At 73.5% G+C, this 25,944-nt stretch carries 26 protein-coding genes; 9 read left to right on the top strand and 17 right to left on the bottom strand.

All coding sequences use genetic code 11. The features are described 5' to 3' along the window. Positions 1-16: 16 nt before the first annotated feature. Both IE185_RS03725 and IE185_RS03720 read left to right on the top strand, forming a co-directional pair. Positions 17-193: a hypothetical protein gene (locus tag IE185_RS03725; protein WP_170198304.1), complete on the top strand. Its 177-nt coding sequence runs from the start codon at positions 17-19 to the stop codon at positions 191-193. Between the two features lie 479 nt (positions 194-672). Then, positions 673-1,752, top strand: coding sequence for an ArsR/SmtB family transcription factor (locus tag IE185_RS03720; protein WP_189714588.1), 1,080 nt, complete (start codon positions 673-675; stop codon positions 1,750-1,752). On the opposite strand, the gene IE185_RS03715 is transcribed toward IE185_RS03720, so the two are convergent. From IE185_RS03715 to IE185_RS03685, 7 genes are all read right to left on the bottom strand, one after another. Further along, entirely contained in the window at positions 1,722-2,879 is a 1,158-nt protein-coding gene (locus tag IE185_RS03715; RefSeq protein ID WP_138895657.1) for an alkaline phosphatase PhoX, read from the bottom strand. The two genes, IE185_RS03720 and IE185_RS03715, sit on opposite strands and share 31 nt — an antisense overlap. An 87-nt stretch (positions 2,880-2,966) precedes the next feature. Then, positions 2,967-4,349, bottom strand: coding sequence for a bifunctional 3-oxoadipate enol-lactonase/4-carboxymuconolactone decarboxylase PcaDC (gene pcaDC / locus IE185_RS03710; protein ID WP_308432712.1), 1,383 nt, complete (start codon positions 4,347-4,349; stop codon positions 2,967-2,969). Then, positions 4,342-5,769, bottom strand: coding sequence for a 3-carboxy-cis,cis-muconate cycloisomerase (pcaB, locus tag IE185_RS03705; RefSeq protein WP_189714586.1), 1,428 nt, complete (start codon positions 5,767-5,769; stop codon positions 4,342-4,344). The genes pcaDC and pcaB overlap by 8 nt, the downstream gene beginning before the upstream one ends. Beyond that, a complete protein-coding gene (gene pcaG / locus IE185_RS03700) occupies positions 5,756-6,316 on the bottom strand; it encodes a protocatechuate 3,4-dioxygenase subunit alpha (RefSeq protein ID WP_138908667.1) in 561 nt (186 codons plus the stop codon). Before pcaG ends, pcaB begins: the two co-directional genes overlap by 14 nt. After that, positions 6,316-7,083, bottom strand: a complete 768-nt coding sequence (gene pcaH, locus IE185_RS03695; protein ID WP_138896305.1) for a protocatechuate 3,4-dioxygenase subunit beta — start codon at positions 7,081-7,083, stop codon at positions 6,316-6,318. Before pcaH ends, pcaG begins: the two co-directional genes overlap by 1 nt. Continuing rightward, the gene (locus IE185_RS03690; RefSeq protein WP_138896304.1) at positions 7,080-7,850 is read right to left on the bottom strand and encodes a CoA-transferase subunit beta; all 771 of its coding nucleotides are present in this window, start codon (positions 7,848-7,850) and stop codon (positions 7,080-7,082) included. The genes pcaH and IE185_RS03690 overlap by 4 nt, the downstream gene beginning before the upstream one ends. Continuing rightward, on the bottom strand, positions 7,847-8,668 hold the full coding sequence (locus IE185_RS03685; RefSeq protein WP_138896303.1) for a CoA transferase subunit A: 822 nt from the start codon (positions 8,666-8,668) through the stop codon (positions 7,847-7,849). The genes IE185_RS03690 and IE185_RS03685 overlap by 4 nt, the downstream gene beginning before the upstream one ends. 125 nt (positions 8,669-8,793) lie before the next feature. Between IE185_RS03685 and IE185_RS03680 the strand changes: the two genes are divergently transcribed. Both IE185_RS03680 and IE185_RS03675 read left to right on the top strand, forming a co-directional pair. Continuing rightward, the gene (locus tag IE185_RS03680) at positions 8,794-9,231 is read left to right on the top strand and encodes a MarR family winged helix-turn-helix transcriptional regulator (RefSeq protein ID WP_138896302.1); all 438 of its coding nucleotides are present in this window, start codon (positions 8,794-8,796) and stop codon (positions 9,229-9,231) included. Between the two features lie 656 nt (positions 9,232-9,887). Beyond that, positions 9,888-10,301, top strand: a complete 414-nt coding sequence (locus IE185_RS03675) for a VOC family protein (RefSeq protein WP_138896301.1) — start codon at positions 9,888-9,890, stop codon at positions 10,299-10,301. Positions 10,302-10,334: 33 nt separating this feature from the next. On the opposite strand, the gene IE185_RS03670 is transcribed toward IE185_RS03675, so the two are convergent. The 6 genes from IE185_RS03670 to IE185_RS03645 form a co-directional block, all read right to left on the bottom strand. Further along, positions 10,335-11,264 (bottom strand): oxidoreductase, encoded by a 930-nt coding sequence (locus tag IE185_RS03670; RefSeq protein WP_138896300.1) that lies wholly within the window; start codon positions 11,262-11,264, stop codon positions 10,335-10,337. A gap of 28 nt (positions 11,265-11,292) precedes the next feature. Beyond that, entirely contained in the window at positions 11,293-12,066 is a 774-nt protein-coding gene (locus tag IE185_RS03665; RefSeq protein ID WP_138896299.1) for an SDR family NAD(P)-dependent oxidoreductase, read from the bottom strand. Positions 12,067-12,158: 92 nt separating this feature from the next. After that, complete coding sequence (locus IE185_RS03660; RefSeq protein WP_138896298.1) at positions 12,159-12,743, bottom strand: TetR/AcrR family transcriptional regulator; 585 nt, start codon at positions 12,741-12,743, stop codon at positions 12,159-12,161. Between the two features lie 32 nt (positions 12,744-12,775). Next, entirely contained in the window at positions 12,776-13,105 is a 330-nt protein-coding gene (gene nirD, locus IE185_RS03655) for a nitrite reductase small subunit NirD (RefSeq protein WP_138896297.1), read from the bottom strand. Then, the gene (nirB, locus tag IE185_RS03650; RefSeq protein ID WP_138896296.1) at positions 13,102-15,645 is read right to left on the bottom strand and encodes a nitrite reductase large subunit NirB; all 2,544 of its coding nucleotides are present in this window, start codon (positions 15,643-15,645) and stop codon (positions 13,102-13,104) included. The genes nirD and nirB overlap by 4 nt, the downstream gene beginning before the upstream one ends. Before the next feature lies 1 nt (position 15,646). Further along, positions 15,647-17,014 (bottom strand): NAD(P)/FAD-dependent oxidoreductase, encoded by a 1,368-nt coding sequence (locus tag IE185_RS03645; protein ID WP_138896295.1) that lies wholly within the window; start codon positions 17,012-17,014, stop codon positions 15,647-15,649. A gap of 601 nt (positions 17,015-17,615) precedes the next feature. Here IE185_RS03645 and IE185_RS03640 point away from each other — a divergent pair. Genes IE185_RS03640 through IE185_RS03630 form a run of 3 tightly spaced genes read left to right on the top strand, consistent with a single transcriptional unit; the run spans position 17,616 to position 19,977 of the window. Beyond that, positions 17,616-18,899, top strand: a complete 1,284-nt coding sequence (locus IE185_RS03640; RefSeq protein ID WP_189714668.1) for a ferredoxin reductase family protein — start codon at positions 17,616-17,618, stop codon at positions 18,897-18,899. Between the two features lie 51 nt (positions 18,900-18,950). Next, the gene (locus tag IE185_RS03635; RefSeq protein ID WP_189714584.1) at positions 18,951-19,157 is read left to right on the top strand and encodes a hypothetical protein; all 207 of its coding nucleotides are present in this window, start codon (positions 18,951-18,953) and stop codon (positions 19,155-19,157) included. A gap of 37 nt (positions 19,158-19,194) precedes the next feature. Continuing rightward, positions 19,195-19,977 carry a sulfite exporter TauE/SafE family protein gene (locus IE185_RS03630; RefSeq protein WP_138898927.1) on the top strand — a complete coding sequence of 261 codons (783 nt, stop codon included), beginning with the start codon at positions 19,195-19,197 and terminating at the stop codon, positions 19,975-19,977. A 13-nt stretch (positions 19,978-19,990) separates the two neighbouring features. Here IE185_RS03630 and IE185_RS03625 read toward each other — a convergent pair whose 3' ends face one another. From IE185_RS03625 to IE185_RS03615, 3 genes are all read right to left on the bottom strand, one after another. After that, on the bottom strand, positions 19,991-20,620 hold the full coding sequence (locus IE185_RS03625; protein ID WP_138898926.1) for a class F sortase: 630 nt from the start codon (positions 20,618-20,620) through the stop codon (positions 19,991-19,993). A 125-nt stretch (positions 20,621-20,745) separates the two neighbouring features. Beyond that, positions 20,746-21,360 (bottom strand): GVDTG sorting domain-containing protein, encoded by a 615-nt coding sequence (locus IE185_RS03620; protein WP_138898925.1) that lies wholly within the window; start codon positions 21,358-21,360, stop codon positions 20,746-20,748. Positions 21,361-21,615: 255 nt separating this feature from the next. After that, the gene (locus IE185_RS03615) at positions 21,616-22,422 is read right to left on the bottom strand and encodes an aminotransferase class IV (RefSeq protein ID WP_189714582.1); all 807 of its coding nucleotides are present in this window, start codon (positions 22,420-22,422) and stop codon (positions 21,616-21,618) included. A gap of 134 nt (positions 22,423-22,556) precedes the next feature. Between IE185_RS03615 and IE185_RS03610 the strand changes: the two genes are divergently transcribed. Together IE185_RS03610 and cutA are read left to right on the top strand one after the other, a co-directional pair. Next, positions 22,557-23,210 (top strand): NADPH-dependent FMN reductase, encoded by a 654-nt coding sequence (locus tag IE185_RS03610; protein WP_138898948.1) that lies wholly within the window; start codon positions 22,557-22,559, stop codon positions 23,208-23,210. A 106-nt stretch (positions 23,211-23,316) separates the two neighbouring features. Beyond that, complete coding sequence (gene cutA / locus IE185_RS03605; protein WP_138898947.1) at positions 23,317-23,640, top strand: divalent-cation tolerance protein CutA; 324 nt, start codon at positions 23,317-23,319, stop codon at positions 23,638-23,640. 3 nt (positions 23,641-23,643) lie between these two features. Here cutA and IE185_RS03600 read toward each other — a convergent pair whose 3' ends face one another. Then, positions 23,644-25,788 (bottom strand): molybdopterin oxidoreductase family protein, encoded by a 2,145-nt coding sequence (locus IE185_RS03600; protein ID WP_138909707.1) that lies wholly within the window; start codon positions 25,786-25,788, stop codon positions 23,644-23,646. Between the last annotated feature and the right edge of the window lie 156 nt (positions 25,789-25,944).

Raw genomic sequence — 25,944 nt, 5'->3', positions numbered from 1 at the left:
ACCGGAGCCGCCGGCGGTGCACCCTCACCGGACCGGCGGCGGCTCCGGTACGAAAGAAGCGGCGGTACCTCCCAGGAGGTGCCGCCGCTTCCACGCGCTCAGCCGCCGGCGGGCCGACGAGGTGGTGCTCGGGCTCACCCGGACGATCGGTCGGCTGCGTCCCGTACCGGAGGTGATCGAGGGCCTGGCCTAGCCGTCCTGAACTCCCGGCGCTGTCACGGCAGTTCGCACTTGCGGGCGAACCGGCATCGTGGTTCGTCCGGCGTCCGCCGGTCGGAGCGGGCGGCTGGGTGGCACGTGACGACCGGGTATTCAGGGGGCGCTTGGACGTACAGGTCTGAACAAGACGGCAGCAGTTGAATTCCGCCAGTTTCCCCTAAAACGAGGCAGGATGCGGTCGCCGGATCCCCACCCGGCGACCACATCCTGATACCTCGTCGGACACTGAGCCGCTACCTTCGCCGACCGCCGCCAGACCCAGCAAAGCCCCCCACGGCCTTCACTGCGTCTTTCCGGTGACTCCGGTGTCGTGACCGACGAGGACAGCATTTCGTTCAGCACAGGGGGCGCGCGATGCGTTTCAACTGTGGCCGAAAGGCCGTGGTAACGGCGTGTGATGGCGTGCATACTCTGCTGCGGGGGGCGATTGCGGATGCAACAGATGGGGCTTCGGTGCTACGTGTTCATTTCTCCGGTGTTGACCTGTCGAGGATTCGGCTGTCCGACCGGCCGGACGCGTTATGGGAAACGGTGCTCAGTTTTCACAGATTGCGAGACCGGCGCGGTGCCAAGGTGTTCGGAGAATGGCGCCGGGAATCCCGGACTCGGTTGAACGGTGAAACACGACTGCTCGCATCTCTCATACCGAACAGGGGTTACTTTCCTGATTTCCTGACGCCTCGTGAGGGGGCGCGCGGCATGGACAAGGGGCTCGAGGCCGTACGCGCCACAGCCCCCGAGCGGCTGCGCGCCGAACTGGCCCTGCTCGCCGCCTCCCGCCGCGCGGACGACCGGACGTCCCCGAGCAGCGCCGCCGCGTCCACCCATCAGCGCCTGGCGCAGGTGGCCGGCGGCCGCGGCGAGCCACTGGCCCGCCTCGCCGGCGCGCTGCGCGGCTACCACCGCGCCACGGTCGAGCCGTACTGGCCGCACATCCAGGCCCGTATCGAGGCCGACCGGGCGGCCAGGGGCCGCGCCCTGCTCGACGGCGGCGCGGACGAACTCCTCGCCTCCCTGCCGCCGATGCTGCGCTGGCGGCCACCGGTCCTGGAGGCCGACTATCCCGTCGACCGGGACCTCTACCTGCGCGGGCGGGGCCTGCTGCTCCAGCCGTCGTTCTTCTGCCGCGGCACCCCGGTCGTCTACCGCGACCCGCAGTTGCCGCCCGTGCTCGTCTACCCCGTGACCCACGCGGACGCCCCGGTCCCCGTGGACGACCCCGGGCCGCCCCTCGGGCGGCTGGTCGGCCACACCCGCTCCACCGTGCTCGGGGCCATCGGCGGCGGCTGTACGACGAGCGAGCTCGCCCGCAGGGCAGCGGTGTCGCTCGCCTCGGCGAGCCAGCACGCGTGCGTGCTGCGCGAGGCGGGCCTGATCGTCACCCTGCGCCACGGCAACGCGGTGCTCCACACCCTGACGCCACTGGGCGCCGCCCTTCTGCGGGGCGGCGCCACAGCGGAAGCGCTCGTACCTTCGTCGGTCGGGACCGGAGCGGCGGGACGTCAGCCGCGGAACGGCCCCGTGACCTCGTAGGTGATGCCGCCGGACGAGCTGCCGCTCGTACCGCGCTGACTGGAGAAGTACAGGCGCTTGCCGTCCGGCGAGAACGCCGGGCCGGTGATCTCCGAGCCCGACTGCCCGTCGATCCGCAGGAAGGAGGCCACCACGTCGTCCGGCGTGATCACGCAGATCTCCATGTTCCCGCCGTCCTCGGCGACGAACAGGTCGCCGGACGACGTGCCCGTGACGTTGTCCACGCCGGTCAGGGGCGCGGTGCCGTTCACCAGCGAGTCGTCGTAGGCGAGCTCGATGGTCTGGGCGGCCGCGTTGTACTGCCACACGCGGTTGTCGCCCTTGGTGGTGAACCAGCAGATGTCGTCGGCGTAGTAGCAGCCCTCGCCGCCCGTGAAGCGCTTGGCGCCGGACACCTGGTTGCGGGTGGCGGTCGAGGCGCCGCTGGGGTCGGGGACGGTGGCCCAGGTGACGGGTCCGGACGTGCCCGAGCCCATCTTCAGCACCTCCAGCCGGCCCGCCGACAGGTCGCCCCACGTGGTGGGCGTGAAGCGGTAGAAGCAGCCGTCGGTCGTGTCCTCGGTGAGATAGACGGTCCTGCGTACGGGGTCGGCGGCGGCGGCCTCGTGCTTGAAGCGGCCCATCGCGTCGCGCCGTACGGCGGCCTTCACGCCCCATGGGTCGGTCTCGTAGACGTACCCCCGGTCGACCTCCTCGCAGGAGAGCCAGGTGTTCCACGGCGTCTTGCCGCCCGCGCAGTTCTGGCGGGTGGAGGACAGGATGCGGTACGCGCCGGTGATCGCGCCGGTGGAGGAGAAGCGGACCGCGCCCGCGCCGCCGGAGGGGTTGATCTCCGAGTTGGAGACGTAGATCCACCCGGTGCCGTCGGCGTAACAGGCGCCGCCGTCCGGTGCGTTGTGCCAGGTGTACGCGGTCGAGCCGACCTTCTGGCCGGAGCGGGCTATGACGCGGCTGCTGAAGCCGGACGGCAGGCGCAGGCCGTTGGCGTCGGGGGAACCCAGCGCACCGTAGGGGCCGGCGCCGGGCTGTGCGGGGGCGGCGTGGGCCGCGCCGCGCCAGAGGGTGCCGCCGAAGGCGGCGGCGGAGGTGCCGATGACAGCGCCGCGCAGGAAGCTACGACGTTCCATGTGTCACTCCAGGATGGGGGGACTGTGACCTCGGAACGTAAGCGTCTCGAATTGACAGTGCATCAACAAGCGGTGAGCGGAAGGTGATCAGTCGTCGACCTGGTCGTCGGCCGGGTCGCCGGGCAGGGGGGCCTGGCCGGGGAAGGCATCGGGGTCGTCGGCCGGGGCGTCCGGGGCGGGGCGGGCCGCGAGGGCGTCCGGTCCGTCCGGCTCGGCCAGTTCCTCCAGCGTGTCCGGCTCGACCAGCGCGTCGAGGCCGTCCGGCCCGGCCGGTTCCTCCTCGTAGTCGAGGCGGTCGAGGTCGTCGAAGACGTCCTGCGCCACGGTGAACGCGGAGTTCGCGGCGGGCACCCCGCAGTACACCGCCGTCTGGAGCAGGACCGCGCCGATCTCCTCCCTGCTCAGGCCGTTGGTCAGCGCGGCTCGTACGTGCAGCGCGAGCTCCGCCTCGTGGCCGTGGGCGACGAGCGCGGTGAGGGTGACGCAGCTGCGGGTGCGCCGGTCCAGGGTCTCGTCGGTCCAGATCTCGCCCCAGGCGTAGCGCGTGATGAAGTCCTGGAAGCGGGCCGTGAACGGCGTCGTACGGCCGGTCGCGCGGTCCACATGGGCCAGGCCCAGGACCGCCCTGCGCACCCGCGTGCCGGCCGCGTGACGGGACGCGTCGGTGCCGGCGGATGGCGGGGCGAAGTGGGCGAGCAGGGCGGAGGTCACCGTCTCGGGCTTCTCGACGCCCGCCAGATGGGCCGCGCCCGCGACTTCCAGCAGGGTCGACCCGGGGATGGCGTCGGCGATCTCGCGGGCGTGCGCGGGCGGCGTCGCGGGATCGTCGCGCCCGGCGACGACGAGGGTCGGCGCGGCGACCATGGGGAGCGCGCCGCGCAGGTCGTACGCCGCGAGGGCGTCGCAGCAGGCGGCGTAGCCCGCAGCGTCGGCGGCGCGCAGGTCCTCGATCAGCGCGTGCCCGAGCGGTGTCGAGGCGAACGCCGGGGCGAACCAGGTGCCCGGGCGGCTCGGCACCATCGCCTCGGTGCCCTGGGCCCGTACGAGAGCGGCGCGCTCGCTCCAGGTGGCCGGCTCGCCGAAGCGGGCCGACGAGCAGACCACGGCGAGCGCCGTGATCCGTTCGGGGAAGTGCGTCGCCAGGTGGAGCCCCACCGCGCCGCCGATCGAGATCCCGGCGTACGCGAAGGACCGCCAGCCCTGCGCGTCGGCGGCCCGCAGGACCAGTGCGGCCAGGTCGGCGACGGTGGCGGTGCCGTCCAGCGGGACCAGCCCGGCGGGACTGCCGCCGTGGCCGGGGAGGTCCCAGCGCAGGACGCGGTGGGACCGGGCCAGAGCGGGGAGCTGGGGCTCCCAGACGGTGAGGGAGGTGCCCACGGACGGGCCGAGGACCACGGGGCTGCCGGATGCCGGGCCGTCGAGCACGAAGTGGGGGAGGCCGGGGAGGGCGGGGCTCTGGCGGTCAGTCACGAGGAGGCTCCGGCTTCCGGTCCAGGGCACGGTCCACCAGGGCCGCCGCCGAACCGCTGTAGCGGGTGGGATCGGTGAGGTCCGCGAGGTCGGTGAGGGCGGCCAGTCCGTCCGGGGGGAGTACGTCCGCGAGTGCTTCGGCCAGCGGGACGCCCTCGGTGGCCGTGCGGCGGGAGGCGGCGGTGAGGAGCTCCTTGGCGCGGGCCCGGCCGAGGGCGGGGGCCAGGGCGGCCGCGACGCGTTCGCTGACGATCATGCCGTGCGTGAGGTCCAGGTTCGCGCGCATGCGGTCCGGATGCGCGCGCAGCCCCTCGGTCAGCTCGGCCGCGTGGGCCGACGCACCGCCGGCCAGCCGCAGGAGCTCGCGCAGGGGCTGCCATTCGGCGTGCCAGGCGCCCGCCGGGCGTTCGTCCCCGGCGCCGGCGAGGGAGGCCAGCAGTACGGAGGCCAGGGCGGGCGCCTGGTGGGCGGCGGAGGCGATCAGGGTGGCGCGGACGGGGTTGGCCTTGTGCGGCATGGCGGAGGAGCCGCCGCCGGCGCCCTCGGACACCTCGGCGATCTCGGTGCGGCTGAGGGTGAGGACGTCCGCGGCGAGCTTGCCGAGGGCGGCGCAGGAGAACGCCAGGGCGGTGGCCAGGTCCGCGACGGGGGTGCGCAGGGTGTGCCAGGGCAGGGCGGGCGGCGCGAGGCCCAGTTCGGCGGCGTACGCCTCCACCAGGGCGAGGCCGGGGCCGGATGAGGAGCCCGCCTCGTCCAGGGGCGCCGACGGCTCGCGGTCGGCGGGCCCGGTGAACGCGGCCAGGGTGCCGGCCGCGCCGCCCAGCTGGGCGGGCGGGGCGAGGGCGTTCAGGCGGTCGGCGGCGTCCAGGACCAGGGCGCGCCAGCCCGCCGCCTTCAGGCCGAACGTGGTGGGGACGGCGTGCTGGGTCAGGGTGCGGCCCGGCATGGGCGTGTCCCGGTGCCGCGCCGCCAGGGTGGCGAGCGCCTCGGCCGTACGGGTCAGGTCCGCCGTGATCAGGGTCAGGGTGCGGGAGGCGACCAGCATCATCGCCGTGTCGACGATGTCCTGGCTGGTGGCCCCCCGGTGCACGTACGGCGCCGCTTGTGGGTCCACCGCCGCCGTGAGCGCGGCCACCAGGGGGATCACCGGGTTGCCGCCGGAACGCGCCCGCAGGGCCAGGTCGCGTACGTCGAAGCGGTCGGCCCGCGCCGCCGCCGTGACCGCCTCGCCCGCCCGGGCGGGCCCCTGGGCGCGGGTCAGTGCCGCCTCCGCGTCCAGCATGGCCTGGAGCAGCGCCGCGTCGCCGGTGGCGGCCTCGGCCGCCGTACCCGCGCGCACGGGGGCCAGGAGCCCGTGGTCGAGGCAGGGATCGGGGGCGGGGACGGGACCGGGGCCGTGACCGGGATCAGGCGAAGTCAAGGAAGACCGTCTCTTCCTCGCCCTGGAGGCGGATGTCGAAGCGGTGGGTGCGGTGCGGTTCGGGCCGGGCGATCAGTGTCGCCCGGCGCTCGGGAGTCAGCGAGGCGAGCAGCGCGTCCGGGCCTTCCGCGAGGTACGCGCGCGTGAAGAGGTGGTGCGTCAGGCCGCGCGCGAACACGCACACGCTGATGTACGGGACCGCCGGCGCGCCCGGCGGCAGCGTACGGACCGCGTAGTGGCCGTCCGCGTCCGTCGGGACGCGGCCGAAGCCCGTGAAGGCCACACCGTCGCGCCCGAGGAACCCGCCGGTCACGGGATCGCGCCGCATCGACCCCGGCGCGCCGGCCACCGAGCCGCCGGGGTCCGCCTGCCAGAACTCGACGAGCGCGTCCGGGACCGGTTCCCCGGCGCCGTCGTACACGTACCCGTGCAGCGTGATCGCGTCGGACCGTTCCCGGGGGGCGACGTCGCCGCCTCCCGGGAACGGCAGGGCGTACCCGTAGAAGGGGCCGACGGTGTGCGAAGGGGTGGGCGGCAGGTACGTCATCAGCGGCCTTCCTCGATCCAGGTCGCGCACGGCCCGTCCAGGACGATGTCCCAGCGGTAGCCCAGCGACCGTTCGGGGCGGGAGAGGGAGTGGTCGTACGCGGCGACGAGCCGGGCGCGCGCCGCGTCGTCGGTCACCGACTGGAGAATCGGGTCGTACGCGAGGAGCGGGTCGCCGGGGAAGTACATCTGGGTGACCAGGCGCTGGGTGAAGGCCGAACCGAACAGCGAGAAGTGGATGTGCGCGGGCCGCCACGCGTTCTCGTGGTTGCGCCACGGGTAGGCGCCCGGCTTGATCGTGGTGAAGCGGTACGAGCCGTCGTCGCCGGTCAGCACCCGGCCCACGCCCGTGAAGTTGGGGTCGAGCGGCGCGGGATGCTGGTCGCGCCGGTGGGCGTACCGGCCGGAGGCGTTGGCCTGCCACAGCTCGACGAGCTGGCCGCGCACCGGCCGGCCCGCGCGGTCGAGCAGCCGCCCGGAGACGGTGATGCGCTCGCCGAGCGGCTCGCCCGCGTGCTGCCGGGTCAGGTCGTGGTCGAGCTCGGTGACGTCGGTGCGGCCGAAGACGGGCCCGGACAGCTCGACGGTCTCGGGGTCCCCGTGGACGGCCACCAGGGGCTGCTTGGGGTGGCGCAGGAGGCTGCTGCGGTACGGCGGGAAGTCGCGCGGCGGGTGGTGCGCGGCCGGGGCCCCGGCGGCCCGCGCCTTCTCGTGTCCTGCGCGGATCTCGGCGAGTTCGCCGTCGATGTCGGCCTGGGTGAGGGTCACCGGTCTTCCTTTCCCGCGGACTTCAGGGCGCGCAGGGCGGCCAGTTCGGCGGCGGTCGGGGGCTCGGTGACCCCGACGGTGTCCGCGCTTCTCAGGTCCCAGCCGGTGGCGTCCCGTACCTGCTCGACGGTGACGCCCGGGTGCAGTGCGCTCAGCACGAGCTCGGCGGTGGCCGGGTCGGGCCGCAGGACGCCGAGGTCGGTGATGACCTCGACCGGGCCCGCGCCCGGCATGCCGAGCCGCTCGCGGTCGCCGGGGCCCGAGCCGTGGCCGAGGGTCGTGACGAAGTCCAGCTTCCGTACGAAGCCGCGGGTGGAGTGGCGCAGGACCATCAGCACCTTGCCGCAGTTGGACGCGATCTCGGGCGCGCCGCCCGCGCCCGGGAGGCGGCCCTCCGGCTTGCCGGGGCCCCGGTCGACGACCGTCGTGTTGATGTTGGCGAACCGGTCGACCTGGGCGGCTCCGAGGAAGCCGACGTCGATCCGGCCGCCCTGGAGCCAGTAGTTGAACATCTCCGGTACGGGCACCACCGCGTCGGCGGTCTCGGCCAGCTCGCCGTCGCCGATGGACAGCGGCAGGCGGGTCGGCTTGGAGCCGATCGTCCCCGACTCGTAGATCAGGACGAGGCCCGGGTTGACGGTGGCGCGGGCGAGGTTGGCGGCGGTGGACGGCAGTCCGATGCCGACGAAGCAGGTGCGCGCCCCGGCCAGCGCACGGGCCGCGTTGACCTCCATCAGCTCGTCGCGCGTGAAGTCCTCGGTGGTCATCGGGCGACAGCCCCTTCGGTGCGTACGTTCTCGTCGATCCACTGGATGAAGGCGTCCCGGTCCCGGGCGATCGGGTCCCACGCCTGGTAGAAGGCGTTGTCGCGCACCGTGTAGCCGGCGGCGTACGACGGGTGCGCTCCGCCGGGCACGACGCAGACCGCGTCGATCACCCACGTCGGCAGGACGACGCCGCCGGGCCGGGGCGTCAGTTCGTCGACCATCTCCTCGACCGTGACGAGCACTCGGTCGGCGGCCAGCGCGGCCTCCTTCTGGACGCCGGTCAGGCCCCACATCTGGACGTTGCCCTGCCGGTCGGCCCGCTGGGCGTGGACGACCGTGACGTCGGGGTTGAGCGCGGCGACGGCGGCCAGTTCCTCACCGGTGAACGGGCAGACGACCGACGAGACCGTGTCCGTACGGGTGGCGAGGTCGGAGCCGCGGTAGCCGCGCAGTACGGCGAACGGCAGGCGCGAGGCGCCCGCGACGTAACGGTTGGCCATGCCCGCGTGGCTGTGCTCGTCCAGCTCCAGGGGGCGCGGCCAGCCGTTCTCGACGGCGTCGCGGAAGCGGTGCAGGGAGCCGACGCCCGGGTTGCCGCCCCAGGAGAAGATCAGCTTCCTCACCAGCCCGGCGCCGATCAGCTGGTCGTAGACGACGTCCGGGGTCATCCTGGCGAGGGTCAGGTCGGTGATCCCCTGACGGATGACCTCGTGCGCCGCGGCGTACGGGATCAGGTGGGTGAACCCCTCCATGGCGACGGTGTCCCCCTCGTGGACGAGGTCTGCCACGGCGTCGTGCAGGCTGCGTATCTCCGCCATCGTCACTCACTCCGCGAGTTGCTCAGTGCACTGACTATTTCCTTGTCGAGGCCGTAGACTTCCATCGAGTTCCGCGCACGTCAATGGCTCAGTACACAGAGCATCACCGAACGCAGGAGGCCCGCATGGCTGCGGTCGATCTGAGCACGCACCCCGGGCATCTCGCCCGGCGGCTGCAGCAGGCGCACACCCTGCTGTGGACGACGATGGTGTCGGAGGAGACCACCTCCCCGCAGTTCGCCGTCCTCAACGCCCTGGTGGAGAAGCCGGACATCGACCAGCGCACCCTGAGCGAGCACGTCCACCTCGATCGCTCGACCATCGCCGACCTGGTGGCGCGCCTCGGCCGGCGCGGACTGCTGGAGCGGGTGCGCGATCCGCGCGACGGCCGGCGCAACGTACTGAAGCTCACGGACGAGGGCGCGGCGGTGCACCGCAAGCTGGTCACGCGTACCGCGCGGATGAACAAGGTGTTCCTCGCACCCCTCGACGAGGGGGAACAGGAGACGCTGCTGCGCCTGATCGGCCGGGTCGCGGACGCGGCCGAAGAGCTGCGGGGCTGAGTTTCCGGACGTTCCGGGGAACGCTCGTTTCTCCAGCAGCGTCTTGAGAACGGCGAGCCGCTCCTTCCAGAAGCCCTTGTACGCCGCCACCGCATCCGCGTCGGCGAGCTTGGTGTGCGCGAGCGACACCTGGGTCTTCGCCTCGCCCTTCGGTGTGAAGCGGACCGACAGCCGGCCGCCCGCGTAGTCGGCGGACAGCGTCTTGCCCGCGCGATGCGTACGCAGTGAGAACGCGCTCCCGGGAAGCCACCGGCGGCGTACGCCGGGATCGGTGAAGGCGGCCTCGCAGCGTGCGACCGGCGCTTCCACGGTCCGGTTGCCGCTCGTCCGCCAGTCGCCGCGAGGACTGGCCCACCGCCCGCAGGCCACGTTCCTGCTCGTACCCGACCGTGATCGACTGGGCGTACCAGCCGTCCACCGCGAGGTCGTCGGTCAGGTGGCGGGCGATCTGCGGAACCGGCGGACCTGGTCATGGCGCCGACGCCAGGACGGGCGTGGCGCGGCCGCAAGGCGGGAAACCTTCCGCGATTTCTTCAGCCCGAGCGATGAGTTCCGCGCGGCCCCCGGGTCTATCCCTGCGTACGGCGACGACAGCGATGACAGCAACGACAGCGACCACAGCTACCACAGCGACCGAGAGAAGAGAGACACCCCTCATGAACCAGATGATCTTCGTGAACCTGCCGGTCAAGAACCTCGAGACCACGAAGTCCTTCTTCGGCAAGCTCGGATACTCGTTCAACCCCCAGTTCAGCGACGACTCGACCGCCTGTCTCGTGATCAGCGACACGATCTTCGCCATGCTGCTCACCGAGCCGCGCTTCAAGGAGTTCACCAAGAAGGAGATCGCGGACACGAGCACGACCACGGAGGTCCTGCTCGCGCTCAGCGCCGAGAGCCGGGAGAAGGTCGACGAGCTGGCCGACGCCGCCCTCGCGTCCGGCGGATCCCCCGCCAACGACCCCCAGGACCACGGCTTCATGTACGGCCGCTCCTTCCAGGACCCCGACGGTCACACGTGGGAGGTCGTCTGGATGGACCCGGCGGCCGTCGAGGGGCAGCAGGGCTGAGACCGGGCCGGCCGCAGACGTACCCGGAGGGCCTCAGGTCCTGAGGCCCTCGTACGTCACCCCGGTGAGCTGTTCCGACGCCACCCACAGCCGCTCGCTCGCCACGTCGTTCGTGGTCCAGGCCGCGCGCCACGACGTCGTGGGCGCGCCCCGCAGCCCCTGGACCCTCGGCCCGGTGAACGAGTCGGGCCGTACGCCGGGCGCGGTCGCCGCGTACAGGGTAGGCAGGGCGCCGGACTCGGCGGGCTGGGCGATGATCCGGTTCGCCAGCGACACGATCCGCTCGGCCGCCCTGCGCCCCTCCATGCGCACACCGGCGGTCTGCAGGTTCGTACGGGCGTAACCGGGGTGGGCGGCCGCCGCGACGACGGCGGAGCCGGCCGAGGCGAGCCGTCCGGCCAGCTCATGGGTGAAGAGCAGGTTCGCCGTCTTGGAGCGGCCGTAGGCGATCCAGCGCCGGTAACCGCGCTCGCTGTTGAGGTCGCCGATGTCGATGTTCGCCAGGGCGTGCAGACCGCTGGAGACGGTCACGACGCGGGCCCCGGGCGTGCGGAGCAGGTGGGGCAGCAGGAGTCCGGTGAGGGCGAAGTGCCCGAGGTGGTTGACGCCGAACTGCGTCTCGAAGCCGTCGGCGGTCCGTCCGTACGGGAGCGCCATGACGCCCGCGTTGTTGACGAGCAGGTCGAGGCGGTCGTACGCGTACGCCTCGGCGAACTCCCGCACGCAGGACAGGTCCGCCAGGTCCAGCGGGGTGAACACGACGTCGGAGGACGGGACCTCGCGGGCGATGCGCGCCGCCGCCTCCTTGCCGCGCCGCTCGCTGCGGCACGCGAGGACCACACGTGCGCCCCGGCGGGCGAGTTCGCGCGCCGTGACGAGTCCTATGCCGCTGTTGGCCCCCGTGACCACGGCCGTACGGCCGCTCTGGTCGGGGATGTCGCTCGCTTTCCAGCCAGTCGTCATGGGGGCCAGGGTACGACCGGGCGTCCGGTCAGGCGGAGGCGCCTCCGTCGACGACGAGGTCGGTGCCCACGACGGACGCGGCGTCGGCGGAGGCCAGGTACAGCACGGCCGCGGCGACCTCGGCGGTCGTCGAGACCCGGCCGAGCGGCGACTCGCCCTTCATACGGACGGCCCGCTCGGCCTCGTTCTCGCCGGGGAGCAGCGACATGGCGGTGGCGGCGGGGCCGGGACTGACCGCGTTGATCCGTACGCCGTCCTGGATGTGGTCGACGGCGGCTGCGCGGGTGAGGGCGGAGACGGCGGCCTTGGAGGCGACGTATCCGGCGACGCCGGGGACGCGCAGGTGCGCGCCGAGGTTGGAGGAGATGTTGACGATCGCGCCGCCGCTCTCCTGGGAGCGCATCGCGTCGATCTCGGCCTGCATCGACAGGAGCACGCCCGTGACGTTGACGTCGAGCAGCGTGCGCCAGTCCTCCTCGGACAGCTCGGCGACGGGGCCGCCTCCCCGGAACACGCCGGCGTTGTTCACCGCGACGTCGAGGCTGCCGAAGCGCGCGACGCTCTCGCGAACGAGCGCCCGCACGTCCTCGGAGCGGCTGACGTCGGCGGCGACCGCGACCACGGTGCCCGCTGCGGCGGCCTGCCGCGCGGCCTGCGCGACGGTCTCGTCGAGAGCGGCCCGGCCGCGCCCGGCGACGACGACGTTCGCACCCTCGGCCGCGAACGCGAGCGCGACGGCACGGCCGAGACCGGAGCCCGCCCCGGTCACGAGAGCGGTCTTGCCGGAGAAGCGAGCAGTCATGATCTGGCCGTCCTTATTTTGGAATGTGCGGTCCGTTATCAGGGTGTGAAAGAGACGCCCCTTGGGGGGCGTCTCTCGGAGTGCCTGCCGGGTCAGTCGAGCAGGGTCAGTGCCTCTTCGGCCGCGTCCCGGACCCGGGCCGGGTCGCTGGACGCCTTGCCGACGACCCGCAGCCCCTGTGTCAGGACGAGGAGCATGCGGGCCAGCGACCGCGGGTCGCGGTCGTCGGCCAGCTCGCCCTGGGCCTGCGCCCGTACGAGCGCGGAGTGCAGCAGGGTCTCCAGGTGCTCCCAGCTCACCTCGACCCGGCGGGCCGCCGAGTCGTCGTGCGGGGCCAGCTCGGCGGCCGTGTTGGTGACGAAGCACCCGGTCAGCCGCTCCTCTTCGGAGGCGGCCTCGGCGGCGAACCGCCGCACCACCGCGCGGACGGCCGGCAGTGCGGGGCCCGGCCGCGAGAGCTCGCCGAGCAGCCTCGGGTTGCCGGTCTCGGCGTACCGGTCGAGCGCCTTCAGGTAGAGCGCGTGCTTGTTGCCGAAGGTGGCGTAGATGCTGGCGCGGCCGATGCCGAGGTGGTCGACGAGGTTCGCCATGGTCGTCGCTTCGTAGCCGCGCCGCCAGAACAGCTCCAGGGCTGCCTGCAGGGCGGCGTCGGGGTCGAATTCCTTGGTCCTGGCCACGCCCGCAACGCTAGCCTTTCTGGAACGATCGGTCAAGCAACGCCGACGCGTACGGCGAACGTCCGCACCGTGACCGCCTCGTCGTCCAGACAGTGCCCCGTCTCCAGGTCGAAACGCTGCTTCAGGAGCGGTGAGGCGACGAAGGGACGGCCGTTCTCGGACCCGATCAGACCGCGCGACAGAACCTGCGCGCCGGAGAACGGGTCGCGGTTGTCGATGGCGTACGCGCGTCCCCTGCGGTCCGTGAACAGGGCCGCCTGGCGGCCGTCGGGGAGGAGGGCCGCCACACCGCGCCCCGGTGTGAGGGCGGACAGGTCGCAGGCGGTGAACCAGGAGTCGTCGATGCGCAGTTGCAGGGTCATCCGGCACGGGTCCCTTCGAGGGTGAGAACGGTGAGGTCCGGCTTCATCTGGTCGCGCTCGGGAACGAACCGTACGGACGGGTCCGGCGCGTCGGGAGCGTTGACGAACGAGACGAACCGGGACAGCCGCTCGGGGTCGTTGATGGTCTCGGCCCACTCGTCGCGGTAGCCGGACACGTGGGCGGCCATCAGGGCTTCCAGCTGGTCGCAGATGCCGAGCGAGTCGTGGACGACGACGTCCCTGAGGTGGTCGAGGCCGCCCTCCAGCCGCTCCAGCCAGGTCGACGTGCGCTCCAGGCGGTCGGCGGTGCGGATGTAGAACATCAGGAACCGGTCGATGAGGCGCACGAGTTCGGCGTCCGACAGGTCCTGGGCGAGGAGATCGGCATGGCGCGGAGTCGCACCGCCGTTGCCGCCGACGTAGAGGTTCCAGCCGTTCGCGGTGGCGATCACACCGAAGTCCTTGGACTGTGCCTCGGCGCACTCGCGCGCGCATCCCGAGACCGCCGACTTCAGCTTGTGCGGCGCGCGCAGACCCCGGTAGCGCAGCTCCAGGTCGATCGCCATCCGGACGCTGTCCTGGACGCCGTACCGGCACCAGGTCTGTCCGACACAGGACTTCACTGTCCTGAGCGCCTTCCCGTACGCGTGCCCCGACTCGAAGCCGGCGTCCACCAGGCGCGTCCAGATCAGCGGCAGCTGGTCGACGCGGGCGCCGAAGAGGTCGATGCGCTGGCCGCCGGTGATTTTCGTGTAGAGGCCGAAGTCGCGGGCCACCTCGCCGATCACGATCAGCTTCTCGGGGGTGACCTCGCCGCCCGGGATGCGCGGCACGATCGAGTACGAGCCGTTGCGCTGCATGTTGGCGAGGAAGTGGTCGTTGGTGTCCTGGAGGGCGGCCTGTTCGCCGTCGAGGATGTAACCGCTGCTCAGGCTGGCCAGGATCGAGCCGACCGTCGGCTTGCAGATCTCGCAGCCGTCGCCGCCCCGGGCCGGCTCACGGCCGTGCGCGTCGAGAAGCTCGGCGTACGACGTGATGCGCAGGGTGCGGACGATCTCGTACAGCTCGGCGCGCGTGTGCGGGAAGCAGCCGCACAGGCCCTTGTCACCGGTCTGGGGGAGCAGCTGGCCGATCAGCTTCACGCAGCTGCCGCAGCCCGTTCCGGCCTTGGTGCACTTCTTCACCTCGGGCATCGTGGAACAGGCGGTGACCTGGGCCTTGGTGACGTTGTGGCAGTTGCAGACGACCGCGTCGTCGGGCAGGGCGGACGGGCCGAGGGTGACCTGGCCGCTGCCGGCCGGCGCGATCAGCTGCTCCGGTGCGACGGGCGGCACGGAACCGGTGAGCGGCCGCAGCATCGCGTACGCGTCGGCGTCGCCGACCAGGACACCGCCGAGGAGCGCGCCGTCGGGGCTCACCACGAGCTTCTTGTAGACGCCCGAGCGCGAGTCGGAGTACGTGACGTCCAGGCAGCCCTCCGCGTGGCCGTGCGCGTCGCCGAAGGACGCCACGTCGACACCGAGGAGCTTCAGCTTGGTGGACATGTCCGCACCCGTGAACGCCCGCTTCGCGGTTTCGGCCGTTCCCGGGAACGCTTCCGCGAGCGTTCCCGTGATCGTCTCGGCGGCCGTCTCGGCCATCTCGTAACCGGGCGCCACCAGGCCGTACACCCGGCCGTCCACCGCCATCGCGCACTCGCCGATCGCGAAGACCACCGGGTCCGACGTGCGGCACTGCTCGTCGACGGCGATGCCGCCCCGCTCGCCGACCGAAAGTCCGCAGTCCCTGGCCAGCTGGTCGCGCGGCCGTACGCCCGCCGAGAAGACGACCATGTCGGTGTCCAGCGTCGAACCGTCCGACAGCGACATGCCGTTGACCGCGCCGGCGTCGTCCGTGGTCACGGCCTGGGTGCCGACGCCCGTGTGGACCGTCAGCCCCATGCCCTCGATCGTGCGCAGCAGGGCCGCGCCGCCGCCCTCGTCGACCTGCACCGGCATCAGACGGGGCGCGAACTCCACGACGTGCGTGGCGAGTCCGAGCCCGCTGAGCGCGCCCGCCGCCTCCAGCCCGAGGAGTCCACCGCCCACGACCGCTCCCGTACGCGCTGTCTTCGCGTACGCCTCGATCGCGAGCAGGTCCTCGATGGTGCGGTAGACGAAGCAGCCTTCCGCGTCCTTCCCGGGAACGGGTGGTACGAAGGGGTACGAACCAGTGGCGAGCACGAGCGTGTCGTACGAGAAGCTCCGTCCGCTGCGCGCGGTGACCGTGCGCGCCTCGCGGTCGACGGCGGTCGCGGGATCGTCCAGGTACAGCTCGATGCCGTGCTGTTCCATGAAGCCGGGCTCGCCCAGGGCGAGGTCGTCAGGGGTGCGGCCGGAGAAGTACGAGGTCAGCTGGACACGGTCGTACGCGGGCCGGGGCTCCTCGCACAGGACGACGATCCGCGCCTTCGCCGTCACGCCGCGGTCCGCGAGGGCCTCCAGGAAGCGCTGGCCGACCATGCCGTGGCCGACGACCACGATCGTGGGGGGTGTGGACATCTCAGGCGCCTCCAAGCAGATGGAACAACGGGGTGGAGGGGAGCGGCTCGTCGCCCTCCCAGGTGCGGGCGAGTTCGCCGACGGCGCCGAGATCGCCCAGCAGGATGCCGCCGATCAGCCGGTCGCCGCGAACGACGACCTTCCGGTACGCGCCACGGGTGGCGTCGGCGAGGCGGACGACGTCGTCGCCGGGGAGCGGATTCGTCTCGCCGAAGGCGGCGAGGTCGAGCGGCCCGGCGCCGGCGCCGGTGCCGCCGCTGTGCAGGGTGAGCCGGGTGAGGGCCCGGGTGCCGGTGTAGCGCGGCGCGGCCTCGCTCGCGGGACCGGTGAGCGCGGCGGCGGGCCCGGCGGCCACCGCTGCTACGGCGGCCTCGGCGTGCGTGCCCGGCCGGGTGGCGAGGGCGGCGGCCGGGGGCGGGGCGAGCAGCAGCGCGGCCAGGATGTCGGCCTGTTCGAGGGCGGGGCCCGCGAGACCGTAGACGCGGCCGTCGTGCTCGGCGCAGTCGCCGATGGCCCGGATGTGCGGGTCGGAGGTGCGCAGTTCGTCGTCCACGACGATGCCGTGGCGCACGTCCAGGCCGGCGGCCCGCGCGAGGCCGACGCGGGGCCTTACCCCGCAGGCCAGGACGACCAGGTCGGCGTCGAGGGCGTACCCGTCGGCCAGTTCGACGGCCCGCACGGTCCCGGCGCCCTCGCCGGCCTCGCAGCGCAGGCCGCGTACCCGGCATTCGGTGTGGACCTCGACGCCCAGCGTCTCCAGGTGCCCGCGGAGCAGTTCGCTCGCGGCGGGGTCGAGCTGGCGCTGCATGAGGTGCTCGCCCTGCTGGGCCAGGACGACCTGGGCACCCCGTTCGGCGAGCGCGCGGGCCGCCGAGACGCCGAGCAGGCCGCCGCCGATGACGACGGCACGGGTGCCCTCGCGCACGGCGGCCGCCAGGGCCAGGCAGTCGTCCAGCGTACGGAAGGGGTGGACGCCGTCCGGGAGGTCGGCGCCGAGGCCGCGCAGGGGTGGCAGGACGGGGTTGGAACCGGTGGCGAGGACGAGGGTGCCGTACGGGACGACGCTGCCGTCGTCGCACAGCACCACCCGTTCGGCCCGGTCGATACGGACCACCCGCACCCCGCGCCGCACCGGCGTGGCCGGCTGGGTGATGACTTCGGGCCCGTAACGGCCGGCGAGGACCTCCGCGAGCAGCACCCTGTTGTACGGGGCGTGCTCCTCCTCGCCGATGACGGTGACCCCCGGCATCGGCGACGCGGGCCCGGCCGTCGGGGCGGGCGCGGTGGCCGGTGCGGCCCCGCGGGTCAGTTGCCGGGCCAGCCGGGCACCCGCCGTCCCGCCGCCGATCACCACGATGTCCTTGCTCATGACCGTAGCCTGCGGCGGCGGTGTTACCCGGCCGCATCCCGACTGTTTCCCGCGGGGAACACTGCGCTCAGCGCCTTGCGGACCGCGCTGTGAGGGGGCGGAGAGGGGGGCGTCGAGGGCGAGGAGCCAAGGGGAGGGGGCGCACAGAAGCCCCTGCATCCGTACGAGCCCCCTGAGCGGCTTCCGTACGAGCCCTCTCGAATCGTCACGGGCACCAGGCTTAACGAGCGGTCAGCCGATCCTCAAGGCGGCCTTAAGGATCACCGATCGGCTGCTGACCTGCGGTTTCGATGGGATCTCAGCATTTACGTTGGCGCATGTGACGATCGAGGCCCCCCACTCCCCGCAGATGGATCCGCCGCAGCCGCCGTGCGAGGCGTATCCGGCGCTGTCGGCGTACCTGTCGCGGACGGAGGCCGCGGGCAGGGCGAAGCCGCCGGGCGGAACGCAGGCCGCGCGCAGGGCCGACAGGGCGCCCGGCCGCGCGCCCGCCGCCACGGCCGGGGACACCGGTCGCGCCGGCGCCCGGGACACCGGCCGTGGGCAGGGGACGGCACAGGCCCGTGGCGTGGCCCTGCCCGTGCGGGTCGGGCCCGGGCGGATGCGGGCCGGGATCGTCGCCGGGGCCGGGGCGGTGGCCGGCCTGTGGGGCGCGCAGGCCGAGCCGTCCGCGCGGCTCGACGTGCTGTTCGCGACCGGCGCGCACCTCACCGGTCTCCTCGCCGGCTACGGCATCCTCGTCATGCTCCTGCTGATGGCCCGCGTGCCCGCCGTCGAGCACGGCGTCGGCGCCGACCGGCTCGCCCGCTGGCACGCCCTCGGCGGCCGGTACGTCCTCTCGCTCTGCCTCGGCCACGCCCTGTTCGCCCTCTGCGGCCACGCGGCCCACACCGGCACCGACCTCCTGGCCGCGACCACGGACCTCCTGGGCTACGGCGCGATCGCCGCCGCCACCGCCGGTACGGGCCTGCTGGTGGCCGTCGGGGCGACCTCGGCCCGCGCGGTACGCCGCCGGGTCCCGCACGAGACGTGGCGCGCCGTCCACCTGCTCACCTACCTCGGCGCCGCCCTCGCCTTCGCCCACCAGCTCGTCGGTCCCGACGTCGCCGGCCACGCGGTGACGGTCTGGCTGTGGGCGATGATGCACGCCACCGTCGCCGTGCTGCTGGTCTGGTACCGGGGCGTCGTGCCCGTACGCCAGGCCCTGCGCCACAGCCTGCGCGTGATCGAGGTGCGGGCCGAGGGGCCCGAGGTGGTGTCGGTCCTCGTCCAGGGCATCGGGCTCGACGAACTGCGCGCGGAGCCGGGCCAGTTCTTCCGCTGGCGGTTTCTCCAGCGCCGCATCTGGCACACCGCGCTGCCGTTCTCGCTCTCCGCGCCGGTGCGCGACGACACGCTGCGGATCACGGTCAAGGCGGCCGGCGACCACACCCGCCGCATCCGCCGCCTCAGGCCGGGCACCCGCGTGCTCGCCACGGGCCCCTTCGGCGCGCTGACCGCGCACCGGCGCACCCGCCGCAAGGTGCTGCTGCTCGCCGGAGGCGTCGGCATCACGCCCATGCGCGCGCTCTTCGAGACGCTCCCCGGGGCCCCCGGCGACCTGACCCTCCTCTACCGGGCCGGCGACGCCGCCCACCTGGTGCTCCGCGACGAGCTGGAGCACATCGCGCGCACCCGGCAGGCCGGACTCCACTACCTGCTCGGCCCGTCCGGCGCCGCCTACGACCCGCTCGCGCCCCAGGCGCTGCGCGGCCTCGTCCCGGACATCGCCGCGCACGACGTCTTCCTGTGCGGCCCGCCCCGCATGGTCGAGGCCGCGACGGCGGCGCTGACCAGGGCGGGCGTTCCGGCCGGCCACATCCACTCCGAGTGCTTCACCTTCTGACCCGCCCCCCGGGTCCGACGCCCCCCCGCTTCCCCCGTCCGAGGAGACCCGATGGCCCGTCACCGCAGGCCGCGCCCCGCCTCCCCCCGCCCCACCGCCCGCGCCCGCGTGCGGCTCGCCGCCGGGCTCGTCGGCGCGAGCGCGCTCGCCGCGACGGTCCTGTCCGGCACTGTCGCGCCGGCCGCACCGGCGGCCCCCGACCGGGCCCCCTCGGCCGGAACGGGAACCTCAGATGTCGCTCAAGACTCCGGTGATTGATGGACGCCGTACACACGCCCTCCCTAGGGTCGTGATCATGCCCGACATATCGCTGACCATGATCGTCGTTCTGTGCCTCGCCGCCGCCGCGGCCGGCTGGATCGACGCGGTGGTGGGCGGCGGCGGGCTGCTGCTCCTGCCCGCCCTGCTGCTCGGCCTGCCCCACGTGCCCGCCGCGCACATCCTCGGCACCAACAAGGCGGTGGCCATCGTCGGCACGTCGGGCGCCGCCGTGACGTACCTCCGCAAGGCGCCGGTGAAGGTCGGGACGGCGGTACGGATCGGGCTCGCCGCCCTCGTGGGCTCCATGACCGGCGCGTTCTTCGCCGCCGGGATCAGCAGCGGCGTACTGCGTCCCGTGATCATGGTCGTGCTGCTCGCGGTGGCGGCCTTCGTGCTCCTGCGCCCCTCCTTCGGCCGCGCCGCCGCCGACCCGGGGCCGCCGGTCACCCGGGCCCGTACGGTCACCGCGATCGTCCTGGTCGGCGGCGGCATCGGGTTCTACGACGGCCTCTTCGGGCCCGGCACCGGCACCTTCCTCGTGCTGGCGCTGACCGCGGTGCTCCACCTCGACCTGGTCACCGCCTCCGCCAACGCCAAGATCGTCAACGTCTGCACCAACGCCGGCGCGCTCGCGATGTTCGCGTACCAGGGGACGGTGCTGTGGCAGCTCGCCGCCCTGATGGCGCTCTTCAACCTCGCCGGCGCGATGGCGGGCGCGCGCACGGCGCTCAGGAAGGGCAGCGAGTTCGTGCGTGGTGTGCTGCTGATGGTGGTCTTCGCCCTGGTCGCCAAGCTGGCGTTCGACCAGTGGACGTAGGGCCGACGCGCGTCTATCGCACAGCCGTCAGGTGCGCGTACGCCACCACGTTCCCCCGGTAGCCGGTCTTCTCGGAGAACGTGCCGCCGCAGGTGATGAGTCGCAGCTCCGCCTGACCGGAGGCGGCGTACACCCGCTCCTCCGGGAAGTGCTCGCTGTCGTACACCTCGACGGCGTCGACCGTGAAGACGGCGGTACGCCCGTCCTTGCGCAGCACCTCCACGGTGTGGCCCTTCTTCAGCGCGCCGAGGTGGTAGAAGACGGACGGCCCCCGGGCGTTGTCGACGTGCCCGGCGAAGACCGACGTGCCCTTCGCGCCGGGCGGGGTGCCGTCCTTGTACCACCCGGCGAGGTTGCGGTCCCCGGCCGGCGGTACGTCGAGACTCCCGTCGGGGCCCAGTCCGAGCCGCATGACGGGCGCGTCCACCCGGATCGCTGGTATCCGCACCCGCACGGGCTCGGAGGGCCGCAGCGGTTCGGCCGGCGGGACCGTGCTCCTCGGCACGTGCTCGGACCCGGCGGCGAACGCCTCGGCCGACGAAGGCCGGGGCGGGTCCTGCCCGGCGGCGCCGTTCTGGATCAGCCAGAGGCCGGTGCAGACGGCGATGGCGACGACGCCGCCCTGCGTACGCCGGTCCGTCATCGGTGATCACCCTCCAGTCCAAGCGGCCCCACGCCGCACGCCCCGCGTGCCCCCGCCCGGCTCGGGACCGGGGCGGAGGCGCGGGGAACCGCGGCGGTACGGACACGGGCGGCGGAGCCGGCCCGTCAGCGCTCCCGCGTGCCGCTCGCCCGGCGACGCAGGAGACAGGTACCGCCGACGGCGGTCGCGGCCAGTACGGCCACACCCGCCGCGATCTGGGTGGTGTCGGCGTCCGCGGCCCCGCCGACGCCGGTCCTGACATGGCCGGTGGGGTGCGTGGGCCGGTGGTCCGGTTCGTGACGGGCCGGGTCGTGACCGCCCTGCTCGTGGCGGCCCGGATCGTGCCGCCCCGGGTCGTGGTGGGTCGGCTCGGGCGCCGGACCGGCGGTCACGGTCAGCCGGCCCTCGGCGGTGTTGCCGTTGTCGCAGGCCACCGCGATGTCGTGGGTTCCCTCGGGGGCGTCCGGGGGAAGCTCGAACTGCCCGGTGACGACCTCCTTGTGCGTGGCGGGCCGCAGCGGGAAGTCGCCCGCCCCCACGGCGTTGGCGTCACCCGTGCCGCCGCTGTCGAATCCGCAGGCGGTGGTGTTCACCGTGATCGTCGCGCCGGGGCCCGCCGTCGCGGGGTGCACCTCCAGCGAGTGCTGCGGCGTGTCGTTCTCGGCGTACGCCGGACCTGCGCCGAGGCCGGACACGGCGGCCGCCAGCGCGGTACCGGCCAGCAGAAGTGCAGGGCGCATGAGGATCCTCCCGGAAGCGTCGGTACGGCACTGACTCCGAGATAAGTGGCCGTACGCGCGCCGCGCCTGCTGAGTCCGGGTCAGATCAGCCGCCCCGCCGCCCCGCCACGCCCGGTGCGTGCGGCGTTCACCCAGGTCAGCACCCGGGAGCGGGGCGGACCGGACGGTCCACCCGCCGTGCGCCCCGAATGGGTGACGAGGGCGCCGGGACCGTGCGCCGGCCGCACCTGCGGGGGCGCGCGTCGGGAGCCCGTCTCAGACGTGCTCCCAGGGCGTCCCCTCGTACACCGAGACGACCGTCTTCATCAGCTCCTCGTCCACGGCGAACTCCGTCGCGTCGATCCGCCGCACCGGGGCGATGCCCTGCGAGTTGGTGACGAAGGCGGACCGGTACGCGCGGAGCCCGTCCAGCGTCACCGGCCCGCGCACCGACGGCAGACCGGACTCCGGGAGGCGGGCTTCGAGCAGGGCCATCGTGACGCCGTGCAGGGAGGGCGCGTCGGGCCAGACGACCGAAGCGCCGTCGTAGAAGGCGATGTTGGTGATCGCGCCCTCGGTGACCACCCCGCCGTGGCCGGTCAGCAGCGCGTCGTCGAAGCCCGCCTCGCGGGCCAGCCGGCCGTAGTGGGTCTGGGCGAATCCGCCCAGGTGCTTGAGGTGCGGGAAGGGCCGCTCGTACGGGACCGACATGAGGGCCTGCGGCGCCGGTGACATGGCGGCGGGCGGGCGGACGGTGACCATCAGGGTGGCCGCCTCCGCGTCGGGCGCCCGGAACACGTACACCCGCACGGCGGCGTCGTACCTCCGTGCTCCGTCGAGCGCGTGCCGCACCCGCGCGCGCACCAGCTCCCCGTCGAGCCCGGCGCCGAACACCTCCCGGGAGGCGGCGTCGAGCCGGGCGAGGTGCGCGCGCAGTCCGCGTACCCCGCCGTCCCGGACCTGCATCGCGGTGAAGTGGGCGTACCCGCCGTACAGCGTGGGGACGAGGAGGTCGTCGGCCGTGGAGGCGCGGCGGCCGTCGATCTCGATGTAGGGGGAGCCGGGGGCGGGAGGCGTGGTCATGCGACCACCGTAAGGGGGCGTTCGGCCGGCGTGCCTCGCGGGCGGCCAGGGCCTTTCGACGCTAGCGCGGAGCCGGGAAACGGCCGCCACGAGCGGCTTGACCTCAACCTTGGTCGAGGTACGAGTCTTGCCGTATGGACAACGCCACGCGGGAATCCGCCCAGGTCAGCACCCCTGCCATCACCACCGCCACCGACACGCCACCCGCCGCCGCCCCCCTGCGCCTCGCCGTCATCGTCGCCAGCAACCGCGAGGGCCGCTTCGCCCCCGTCGTCACCGAGTGGTTCCTCTCCCGCGCCGCCGAGCACGACGACCTCGACGTCGACGTGATCGACGTGGCCCGCGTCGACCTGCCGACCGCTCTCTCCTTCTCGCCGTCCGACGACGTCAAGGCGGTCCTCGCCGATGTCTCGCCGCGCCTCGCGGCCGCCGATGCCTTCGTCGTCGTCACCCCCGAGTACAACCACTCCTTCCCCGCGGCCCTCAAGAACCTCATCGACTGGCACGGCAGCGAGTGGCACGCCAAGCCCGTCGGCTTCGTCTCCTACGGCGGCATGTCCGGCGGCCTGCGCGCCGTCGAGCAACTGCGCCAGGTCTTCGCCGAGATGCACGCGACCACCATCCGCGAGACCGTCAGCTTCCACGGCGCCTGGTCCCACTTCGACGTCGACGGCCGGCACAAGGACCCGTCCGGCGCCGAGACCGCCGCCAAGGCCCTGCTGAACCAGCTCACCTGGTGGGCGCGCGCCCTGCGCGACGCCAGGTCCGTCCGCCCGTACGGCGGCTGACCGCCCGGCGCGGCGCCCGAGCCGAACCGGCCCCGCCCGCGTCACGCCTTTCGCCGACGCCGGCTTGAGACCATGGCCGAAGCCCCTACCCCCGAGGGAGAACGCCATGGCCGAATGGCTGACCGTACTGACCACGACCGACAGCCGGGACAAGGCCCTGGCGCTCGCGCGGGGAGCCGTCGAGGCACGGCTCGCGGCCTGTGCGCAGGTCGGCGGGCCCGTGACCTCCGTCTACCGGTGGGAGGGGGAGACGCAGACGGCGCAGGAGTGGCAGGTGGTGTTCAAGACGGCGGGTGCGCGGTACGAGGAGCTGGAGGCGCACCTCGAGGCCGCGCACGACTACGAGACGCCCGAGATCATCGCCACGGCGGTGGCACGCGGCAGCGCGCGGTACCTGGCCTGGGTGGGCGAGGAGACCGCCGGGCCGTGAGGCTCAGTCCCCCTCGCGCTCGACCCGTACGGCGCACACCTTGAACTCCGGCATGCGCGAGGTCGGGTCGAGCGCCGGGTTCGTCAGGGTGTTGGCGCGTCCCTCGCCCGGCCAGTGGAACGGCATGAAGACCGTGTCCGAGCGGATCGCGTCCGTGATCCGGGCCGGGGCGACCGCCCGCCCGCGCCGGGACACCACCGTCAGCCGGTCGCCCTCACCGACGCCCAGGCGCTGGGCGAGCCGGGGATGCAGCTCGACGAAGGGGCCGGGCGCGGCCGCGTTGAGTTCGTCCACGCGGCGCGTCTGGGCGCCGGACTGGTACTGCGCGACGACCCGGCCGGTGGTGAGCAGCACCGGGTACTCGGCGTCCGTCTCCTCCGCCGCCGGACGGTGTACGACGGGGACGAAGCGGGCACGCCCGTCCTCCGTGGCGAACCGGTCGAGGAAGAGCCGGGGCGTACCGGGGTGCGGCTCGACCGCGTGCGCGCTGCCCTCGGAGGTGTCCGGGCAGGGCCAGAAGACGCCGTCCTCCTCGGCGATCCGGCGGTACGAGATGCCGGAGTAGTCGGCCGGGCCGCCCGCGGAGGCGCGGCGCAGCTCGTCGAAGACCTCCTCGGGGTCCACGGGGAAGCCCTTCTCGTGGCCGAGCAGCGCCGCGAGCGCGTGCAGCACCTCCAGGTCCGTACGCACGCCGGGCGGCGGGCCGACCGCCCTGCGCCGCAGGAGCACCCGTCCCTCCAGGTTGGTGGTCGTCCCGGTCTCCTCCGCCCACTGGGTGACGGGCAGGACGACGTCCGCCAGGGCCGCCGTCTCCGACAGGACGACGTCCGCGACGGCGAGGAAGTCCAGTGAGCGCAGCCGCTCCTCGATGTGGGAGGCGCGCGGCGCGGAGACCACCGGGTTCGAGCCCATGAGCAGCAGCGACTTGATGTCGCCGCCGAGTGCGTCGAGCAGTTCGTACGCGCTGCGCCCGGGCCCGGGGAGGCTGTCCGGGTCCACGCCCCACACCCCGGCGACGTGCTCGCGCGCGGCCGGGTCGGTGAGCTTGCGGTAGCCGGGCAGCTGGTCGGCCTTCTGGCCGTGCTCGCGGCCGCCCTGCCCGTTGCCCTGGCCGGTGAGGCAGCCGTAACCGGACAGCGGCCTGCCCGCCTTGCCGGTGGCCAGGCAGAGGTTGATCCAGGCGCCGACCGTGTCGGTGCCTTTGGACTGCTGCTCGGGGCCGCGTGCGGTCAGCACCATGCCGGTCCCGGCGTCGCAGAACATCCGCACCGCCTCCCGCAGTTGGGGGACCGGGACGCCGGTGACGCGCTCGACGTGCTCGGGCCAGTGCGCCATCGCGGCCGCCCGCGCCTCGTCCCAGCCGGCGGTGCGCTCCTGGATGAAGGCGTCGTCCGTACGGCCCTGGGACACCACGAGGTGCAGCAGTCCCAGCGCGAGCGCCAGGTCGGTGCCGGGGCGCGGGGCGAGGTGCAGGTCGGCCTGCTCGGCGGTGCGGGTGCGGCGCGGGTCGACGACGATGAGCCTGCCGCCGTTCTCCTTCAGCTCCGTGAGGTAGCGCAGCGCCGGCGGCATCGTCTCGGCGAGGTTGGATCCGACCAGGATCACGCAGCCCGTGCGCGGGATGTCCTCCAGCGGGAAGGGCAGGCCGCGGTCGAGGCCGAAGGCCCGCTGGTGGGCGGCGGCGGCCGACGACATGCAGAAGCGGCCGTTGTAGTCGATCTGCGAGGTGGACAGCACGACCCGGGCGAACTTGCCGAGCGCGTACGCCTTCTCGTTCGTGAGCCCGCCTCCCCCGAAGACGCCGACGGCGTCCCGCCCGTACACCTCCCGCGTACGGCCGAGCCCCTCCGCGATCTTCGCGAGGGCCTCCTCCCAGGTGGCCGGTTCGAGCCTGCCGGTGGCGGGGCGACGGACCAGTGGCTCGGTCAGGCGCACCCGGGAGGAGAGCACGGCGGGCGCCGTACGGCCCTTGCCGCACAGCGCGCCCCGGTTCACCGGGAAGTCCGTACGCTCGACGACTTCCACCACGTCGCCGCCCGCCGCCTCGCCGCCGGGGACGGCGCGCAGGTTCATTCCGCACTGGAGCGCGCAGTACGGGCAGTGGGTGGGGGTCGACGCCTGGGTGAGGGCGGGGGAGGTGCGGGGCATGCCGTCAGCATGCGACGGCGGTGTTACGGCGACGGGCGCCCGGTGTTACGCCCCCGGTACGCCGGGCTCAGCCGCGTGCCGCACACCCGGTGAGGTGCCGGTGCTGCCCGGGAGTGCTCCTGGGGGTGTGGGGTGCGCCTGGAAGCGGTGCGGCAT

Origin of the sequence: Streptomyces chryseus, assembly GCF_014650755.1 — a bacterium.
GTDB lineage: Bacteria > Actinomycetota > Actinomycetes > Streptomycetales > Streptomycetaceae > Streptomyces > Streptomyces chryseus.
The sequence above is the reverse complement of the archived record's forward strand: the minus strand, read 5'-3'. Positions and strand labels throughout refer to the sequence as shown.